The organism is Spirillospora sp. NPDC046719, from assembly GCF_040645715.1.
GTDB lineage: Bacteria > Actinomycetota > Actinomycetes > Streptosporangiales > Streptosporangiaceae > Spirillospora.
Genome location: NZ_JBEYYT010000083.1, coordinates 21,596 through 28,510 on the forward strand (window position 1 = coordinate 21,596; position 6,915 = coordinate 28,510).

A 6,915-nucleotide genomic window follows, 5' to 3' on the forward strand; every position below is an offset into this window, starting at 1 on the left:
GCTCCGGCGGGGCGCCGTGCCCGGTCAGTAGATCGAGACGCCGAAGGCGCTCAGCGCGGCCGTGACGGGCTGGAAGAACGTCGTCCCGCCGGACGTGCAGTTGCCGCTGCCGCCGGAGGTGAGCCCGAGCGCGCTCGACCCGGCGAACAGCGAGCCGCCGCTGTCGCCCGGCTCGGCGCACACCGTGGTGCGGATCAGGCCGCTGACGCTGCCCTCCTGGTAGTTCACCGTCTGGTTGAGCGCGGTGACGCTGCCGCTGTGCAGGCCGGTGGTGCTGCCGCTGCGGTACACGGTCTGCCCGACCGTGGCGTTCGCGGCGCCGGTGATGTCGCGGGTCCCGCTGCTGTAGAGGCTGACGGAGCCCTGGGTGTCGGCGGGGGTGGAGGTGTACTGGACGAGTCCGTAGTCGTGGCCGGGGAACACGCTGCGGACGGTGCGGCCGAGCGTGCGGCCCGACGAGTCGGTCCACGTCGTGCCGATGTTGGTGCAGTGCCCGGCGGTGAGGAAGTAGTAGGTGCTCCCGCTGCGGACGTTGAAGCCCAGCGAGCAGCGCGCGCCGCTGGTGTAGATGGCCTCGCCGCCGCGGGTGAACGTGCGGAACGTCCCGGCGACGCGCTCGGTGCGGACGGCCGCGCCCTGCTTGGCGGCGGCGGCCTTCACCTTCTTCAGCGCGGCGCCCTTGACGGTGCCGTCCATGGTGAGGACGACCTGGTCGGTGGCCGGGTCCGCGGCCCAGGCGGTGCCGGGGACGGTCGCGTCGCGCTTGAGCGCGGCCATGACCTTCTTCAGGTCGGCGCCGCTGCGCGCGACGGTCTGCGGCACGGCGCCGGCGGCGCGGACGGCGCGGGCCGACGCGGCGTCGGTCACCGTGACGACCAGTTCGCCTCCCTTCAGGTAGGAGCCGGCGGTGCGGGAGCCGCGCCGCTGCGCGAGGGCCGCGGCCACCGCGCCCTGCCCGGCCGCGGTGGTCGCGGCCGACGCGGTGCCGGCTGCGGACGCGGTGGACGGGGCGGCCTGCGCGGCGGGGACGCCGGCCAGGGCGGTCGCCAGCAGCCCGGTCGCCGCCAGGGCGGCGGCGCCGCCGATGCGTGCGTGACGGATCTTCACTGTGCCTCCAGGGGGATTTGGGCGCACCCGTGTGGTGCGCCGGAGGTCCCGCACATCGTGGAAGAAGCGTCATTGGGGACGAAAGGGAAGAAAGTGCCTAAGTGCCGGTGATCGTCTTGTCACCATGGGTGCGCGCCCCCGGTCGCGGGCGGGGGAGCGGCGCGCCCGCCGGGCACGCCGGATCCGCGGCCGGGCGGCGGGCCCGGCCGCGGCTGGACGCGGCGTCCAATGGGCCTCCCCGCGCGGCGCTCCGCGTCGTACAGTCGAGGCGACGGGGGACCGGACATATGACGCGGATCCCCCGCCCCCCGGTTCCCCGGCACGGGAGTGCCCATGGGAGTCGAGATCCGGGTGGAAGGGCTGAGGAAGTCGTTCGGGCGGCAGGTCATCTGGGAGGACGTGTCGTTCACCGTCCCGGCGGGCGAGATCTCCGCGCTGCTCGGGCCGTCCGGCACCGGCAAGTCGGTGTTCCTGAAGAACCTCGTCGGGCTGCTGCGCCCGGACCGCGGCCACGTCTACGTCGGCGGCGGCGACGTCCCCCGGCTCGCCGAGGGGCGGCTGTACGAGATGCGCCGCCATTTCGGCGTGCTGTTCCAGGACGGCGCCCTGTTCGGCTCCATGAACATCTTCGACAACATCGCGTTCCCGCTGCGCGAGCACACCAGGAAGGGCGAGTCGGAGATCCGCCGGATCGTGCTGGAGAAGATGGAGATGGTGGGGCTCACCGGCTCCGAGCACAAGCTGCCCGGCGAGATCTCCGGCGGCATGAAGAAGCGCGCCGGGCTGGCCCGCGCGCTCGTCCTCGACCCGGACATCATCCTCGCCGACGAGCCGGACTCCGGCCTGGACCCGGTCCGCACCGCCTACCTGAACCAGCTGTTCGTCGACCTCAACGCCGAGATGGGCGCGACGTTCCTGATCGTCACGCACGACATCGGCACCGCCCGCGTGCTGCCCGACAACCTCGGCCTGCTGTTCCGGCGCGGGCTGGTGATGTTCGGCCCCCGCGAGATGGTGCTGTCCAGCACGCACCCGGCGGTCAACCAGTTCTTCAACGCCCGCCGCGAGGGCCCGATCGGGATGGCCGAGGAGAAGGACCTCGGCGAGGTGGAGAGCGAGGCGCACGTCCCGCAGGCGATGCCGGGGCCGATCCCGCCGCAGCTGATGCCGAGCGACGGCAGCGTCCGGCCCGGGATGCGCCGGCCGGGCGACTGGCTGCGCGCGCACGGTGTCACCCCGCCGCCCGGTTCGTTCATCGACGGGCAGGGCAATGACTGGCTGAACGGATGGGACGGGCTCACCGCGGCGCATCGCCGTCCGGAGTGACGCGCGGGGCGATCGCGACCCGGGTGGCACGGTCCATGGCAAGGACGGGAGAATGATCCGGTGACACTGCTTCTGTCCCGTTCCGAGCTGGAATCGCTGCTGGTCCCGGCCGACTGCCTCGACGCGCTGCGCCGCGGCTTCACCTCCGCCGAGGACGGGACCGTGCCGCGCCGCGTCGTGGCGAAGGTGCCGGGGCAGGGCACCGCCACGGCGCTGCTGCCCGGCGTGGTGGAGGACATCCCCGCCTACACGGTGAAGGTGAACGCCAAGTTCCCGGGATCGCGGCCCGCGCTGCGCGGCGTGGTGTGCCTGCACGACCTCGGCTCCGGCGAGCTGCTCGCGCTGCTGGACTCCGCCACCGTCACGGCGTGGCGCACCGGCCTCGCCGCCGCGCTCGGCACGCACGCGCTGGCCCGTCCCGCGGCGGACACCGTCGCGGTCATCGGCGCGGGCGCGCAGGCCGAGCTGGTGATGCGGGGGCTGGCCGAGCTGCGGCCGCTGCGCGGCCTGACCGTCTGCGACCTGGACGCCGAGCGCGCCGCCGCGTTCGCCGGGCGGCACGGCGAGCGGCTCGGCGCCGAGGCGTCCGTCGCCGCCGACCCGCGCGACGCCGTCCGGGGCGCGGGGATCGTCGTCGTCGCGACGTGGGCGCGCCGCCCGCTGCTGCACGCCTCCGACGTCGCGCCGGGCACCCACGTCACCTCGCTCGGCGCGGACGAGCCCGGGAAGGCCGAGCTGGGCGCCGACCTGCTGGAGGGCGCCCGCGTGGTGGTCGACGACGTGCCGCTCGCGGTCGAGATGGGCGTGCTCGCGGGCGCCGGCCTGGACGTCAAGCACGCCGCCGGGACGCTGCGCGACCTGCTGCTCGGCGAGGTGCCCGGACGGGTGAAGGACGGCGAGGTGACCGTGTACGCGCCGGTCGGCCTCCCCTGGCAGGACCTCGCGCTGAGCTGGACGGCGTACCGGGCCGCCCGCGCGGCGGGGACGGGCACGGAGGTCGACCTCCTGGCGTGACCGGACCGCCGCGCACAGCGTATTGAAACAGGTTCTAGTTCCTGTCTAGGCTGGGCGGGCACGGGCGAGCGACCGGGAGGTGACGCCGGTGATCCAGGACCGGTTCCGAATCGATGGCAGGGTCGCGGTGGTGACCGGGGCGGGGCGCGGGATCGGCGCGGCGGCCGCGGTGGCGCTCGCCCAGGCGGGCGCCGACGTCGTGGTCTCCTCCCGCACCGAGGACCAGTTGCGCAAGGTGGCCGCGGAGATCGAGGCGGCCGGCCGGCGCGCCCTGGTCGTCCCCGCCGACCTCAGCGCGCCGGACGCGGCGGCCGGTCTCGCCGCGCGCGCCGTCGAGGGCCTCGGCCGCCTCGACATCGTGGTCAACAACATGGGCGGCACGATCCCGAACGCCTTCCTGGACACCACGCCGACATACCTCGAGAACGCGTTCCAGTTCAATGTCAGCACCGCGCACGCGCTGACCCGCGCCGCCGTGCCGCACATCCTGGAGTCGGCCACCGCGTCCGCGCCGGGCGCCGTCGTCAACATCTCCTCGGTGATGGGACGGGTCGCCGGGCGCGGCTACCTCGCCTACGGCACCGCCAAGGCCGCCCTCGCCCACTACACCCGGCTCGCCGCCACCGACCTCGCGCCGCGGATCCGCGTGAACGCGGTCGCGGTCGGCTCCGTCGCCACGTCCGCGCTCGACATCGTCATGACCAACGACGAGCTGCGCACGCAGATGGAGCGGGGCACCCCGCTCGGCCGGATCGGCGACCCCGAGGACGTCGCGGCGGCCGTGCTGTACCTCGCCTCGCCCGCGGCCGCCTACACCACCGGCACCGTGCTGCGCGTCGACGGCGGCATCGACGTCCCGAACCTCGACCTCGGCCTGGAGGACCTGTGACGTACCGCGTCGTCCAGTGGAGCACCGGCAACGTCGGCCGGCACGCGATCGCGGGCATCGACGCCCGCCCCGACCTGGAGCTCGCCGGGGTGTGGGTGTCCAACCCCGCCAAGTACGGCAAGGACGCCGGCGAGCTGGCCGGGCTCGGGCGGACCCTCGGCGTGACCGCGACCGGGTCGGAGGAGGAGCTGCTCGCGCTGCGCCCCGACTGCGTCGTCTACACCTCGATGGCCGATGTCCGGCTGATGGAGGCGATCGACGACCTGTGCCGCATCCTGCGCGCCGGGGTCAACGTCGTCTCCAGCAGCCCGGTGTTCCTGCAGTTCCCCGACGGCGTCGTCCCGCCGGAGATGTCCGATCCGGTGCGGGAGGCGGCGGAGGCGGGCGGCGCGTCGCTGTTCGTCAACGGCATCGACCCCGGCTTCGCCAACGACGCGCTGCCGCTCGCCGTCACCGGCATCAGCGAGCGGATCGACCAGGTCCGCTGCATGGAGATCCTCAACTACGCCACCTACGACCAGGGCACCATCCTGTTCGACGTCATGGGGTTCGGCCGGTCCCTGGACGAGACGCCGATGCTGCTGCAGCCCGGCGTGCTGACGATGGCGTGGGGCAGCGTGGTCCGGCAGCTCGCCGCCGGGCTCGGCGTGGAGCTGGACGAGGTCACCGAGCACCACACCCGGCTGCCCGCCCCGGAGACGTTCGACGTGTCCGCCGGGACGGTCGAGAAGGGCACCGCCGCCGCGCTGCGCTTCGAGGTGCGCGGGATGCGCGGCGGCGAGCCCGTGCTCGTCCTGGAGCACGTCACGCGGCTGCGCGACGACCTCGCCCCGGACTGGCCGCAGCCCGCCGGGGCCGGCTGCTACCGGGTCGAGGTGCGCGGCGAACCGGACTACACCGTCGACCTCCAGCTGCTCGGCGGCGACGGCGACCACAACACCGCGGGGCTGAAGGCGACCGCGATGCGGCTGGTCAACGCGGTGCCCGCGGTCGTGGCGGCGCCGCCCGGCCTGCTCACCGCGCTCGACCTGCCGCCGATCACCGGGCGCGGCCTGCTCTGACCCGCCCCGCGCCGGGGGGCTCCGGCCTACCGCGCGGCGGCGTTCCGGCCTACCGCGCGGCGGCGTTGAGGACCGGGACGAGCACGTCCTCCTCCCGGTCCAGGTGCGCCTCCAGGTCGGCGGTGAGCCTGTCGACGTCGGCGGCGAGCGCCGCGCGGTCCGGCGCGCCGGCGGCGAGGAGGGCGCGAAGCCCGTCCACGATCGCCTTGATCCCCTCGTGCTCCTCGCGCATCCGCGCCAGCGCGGGCGCCAGCTCCGGCCGGTCCCGCTCGACGCCGGGGAACAGCATCAGGTCCTCGCCCGCGTGGTGGTTGCCGAGCCCCTGGCACAGCACCAGGCAGTTCACGCGGAGCTGCGCGCCGAGCCCCGGGCCGGACGCGGCGACCTCCGCGCGGATCCGGCGCAGCTCGTCGCGGAACGCGTCGTGCACCGCCACGAGCATGTCGCCGGGGCGCTCGGGGCCGGGCGGCGGCCCCTCCGTGGTCTGCACCAGCGCGACGACCGGCAGCGTCCGGCCCGACTTCGCCTCGTACTCCGCCCAGCCGGGGTCGCTCTCCACGGCCCGCGCGAACGCCCGGTCGCGCTCGTCGCCCTCCAGGACGACCGCGTCCGCCTCGTACGTGAACGCTCCGCTCTCGACCGTCACGCGCGGGTTCGCGACGAGGTTGCGGAACCACGCGGGGTGCTTCGGCGCCCCGCCCGCGGACGCGATGACGAGGACGCGCCCGACACCGTCCGGCAGGTAGCCGAGCGGTGTCGTGTGCGGGGCGCCCGACCGCGCCCCGGTGGTGGTCAGCAGGAGCAGCCGGCCGCCCTCGAACGGGCCGCCGACCCGGCCGCCGTTCGCGCGGAACTCCTCGATGACCTGCTTGTTGAAATCCATTCTGCGGTGGTCGTCCTCTCTGTTTTCGGGCATGGCGAATCGACTGTGGAAAGGGGAATGCGCGCAGGCCGCGGAACGGCACGCGAAAAGACGCGCGCAGCGGCGCGCGAGAAAGGCGCGCGCGAAACGGCGTGCGGAAACGGCACGCTGAACGGCGTGCTCGGGAGAAGGGTGTCCGCGCCCGGCGGCGTCCGTGCGGGCAGGCCGCTGACGTCGCGCTATGCGGAGGGAAAGGAGAAAAGAAGGAAGGGCAGGGCGGGCCGCGCGCCCGCCTCCGGCTCACTCGGAGGCCGGGTGCCTCACTCGCTCGTGGCCCATGGCCGACCCGGCAGTCACGGAACCGAATCTACTCAAGCCGCGCGCATTTCTCAAGTGCGGTTTCCCGCGCCCTATTTCAGAGTCCCTCGCGGAGGGCGAGCGCGGCGGCCTGGGTGCGCCCGCTGACGTTCAGTTTGGCGAGGATGTTGGAGACGTGCACGCTCGCGGTCTTCGGGGAGATGAACAGCGCCGCCGCGATCTCCCGGTTGTTGCGTCCCTCGGCGACCAGCTTCAGCACCTCCCGCTCCCGCGCGGTGAGCGCGGCGAACGGCCCGGACGGCCCGGCCGGGGCGGGGGAGGGTGCCCGTCCGGCGTCC

General features: G+C 74.3%; 7 protein-coding genes. 4 read left to right on the plus strand and 3 right to left on the minus strand.

Annotated elements, in window-relative coordinates:
* Nucleotides 1-24: 24 nt before the first annotated feature.
* The gene (locus ABZ914_RS16840) at nt 25-1,107 is read right to left on the minus strand and encodes a S1 family peptidase (protein ID WP_500193798.1); all 1,083 of its coding nucleotides are present in this window, start codon (nt 1,105-1,107) and stop codon (nt 25-27) included.
* 333 nt (nt 1,108-1,440) lie between these two features.
* Between ABZ914_RS16840 and ABZ914_RS16845 the strand changes: the two genes are divergently transcribed.
* From ABZ914_RS16845 to ABZ914_RS16860, 4 genes are all read left to right on the plus strand, one after another.
* Nucleotides 1,441-2,433, plus strand: a complete 993-nt coding sequence (locus tag ABZ914_RS16845; protein ID WP_500193800.1) for an ABC transporter ATP-binding protein — start codon at nt 1,441-1,443, stop codon at nt 2,431-2,433.
* A 60-nt stretch (nt 2,434-2,493) separates the two neighbouring features.
* Nucleotides 2,494-3,447, plus strand: a complete 954-nt coding sequence (locus tag ABZ914_RS16850) for an ornithine cyclodeaminase family protein (RefSeq protein WP_500193802.1) — start codon at nt 2,494-2,496, stop codon at nt 3,445-3,447.
* An 88-nt stretch (nt 3,448-3,535) separates the two neighbouring features.
* Nucleotides 3,536-4,336, plus strand: coding sequence for an SDR family oxidoreductase (locus tag ABZ914_RS16855; protein ID WP_500193804.1), 801 nt, complete (start codon nt 3,536-3,538; stop codon nt 4,334-4,336).
* Nucleotides 4,333-5,397, plus strand: coding sequence for an NAD(P)H-dependent amine dehydrogenase family protein (locus ABZ914_RS16860; RefSeq protein ID WP_500193807.1), 1,065 nt, complete (start codon nt 4,333-4,335; stop codon nt 5,395-5,397). Before ABZ914_RS16855 ends, ABZ914_RS16860 begins: the two co-directional genes overlap by 4 nt.
* A gap of 49 nt (nt 5,398-5,446) precedes the next feature.
* Here ABZ914_RS16860 and ABZ914_RS16865 read toward each other — a convergent pair whose 3' ends face one another.
* Together ABZ914_RS16865 and ABZ914_RS16870 are read right to left on the minus strand one after the other, a co-directional pair.
* On the minus strand, nt 5,447-6,313 hold the full coding sequence (locus ABZ914_RS16865; protein WP_500193808.1) for a nitroreductase/quinone reductase family protein: 867 nt from the start codon (nt 6,311-6,313) through the stop codon (nt 5,447-5,449).
* A gap of 361 nt (nt 6,314-6,674) precedes the next feature.
* The coding region (locus ABZ914_RS16870) for a helix-turn-helix domain-containing protein (protein WP_500193810.1) at nt 6,675-6,915 on the minus strand (241 nt) is incomplete at its 5' end.

Coding starts and splice junctions, on each gene's coding strand:
- ABZ914_RS16865 (WP_500193808.1), bottom strand. CDS start 6,313: ATGCCCGAAAACAGAGAGGACGACCACCGCAGAATGGATTTCAACAAG.
- ABZ914_RS16845 (WP_500193800.1), top strand. CDS start 1,441: ATGGGAGTCGAGATCCGGGTGGAAGGGCTGAGGAAGTCGTTCGGGCGG.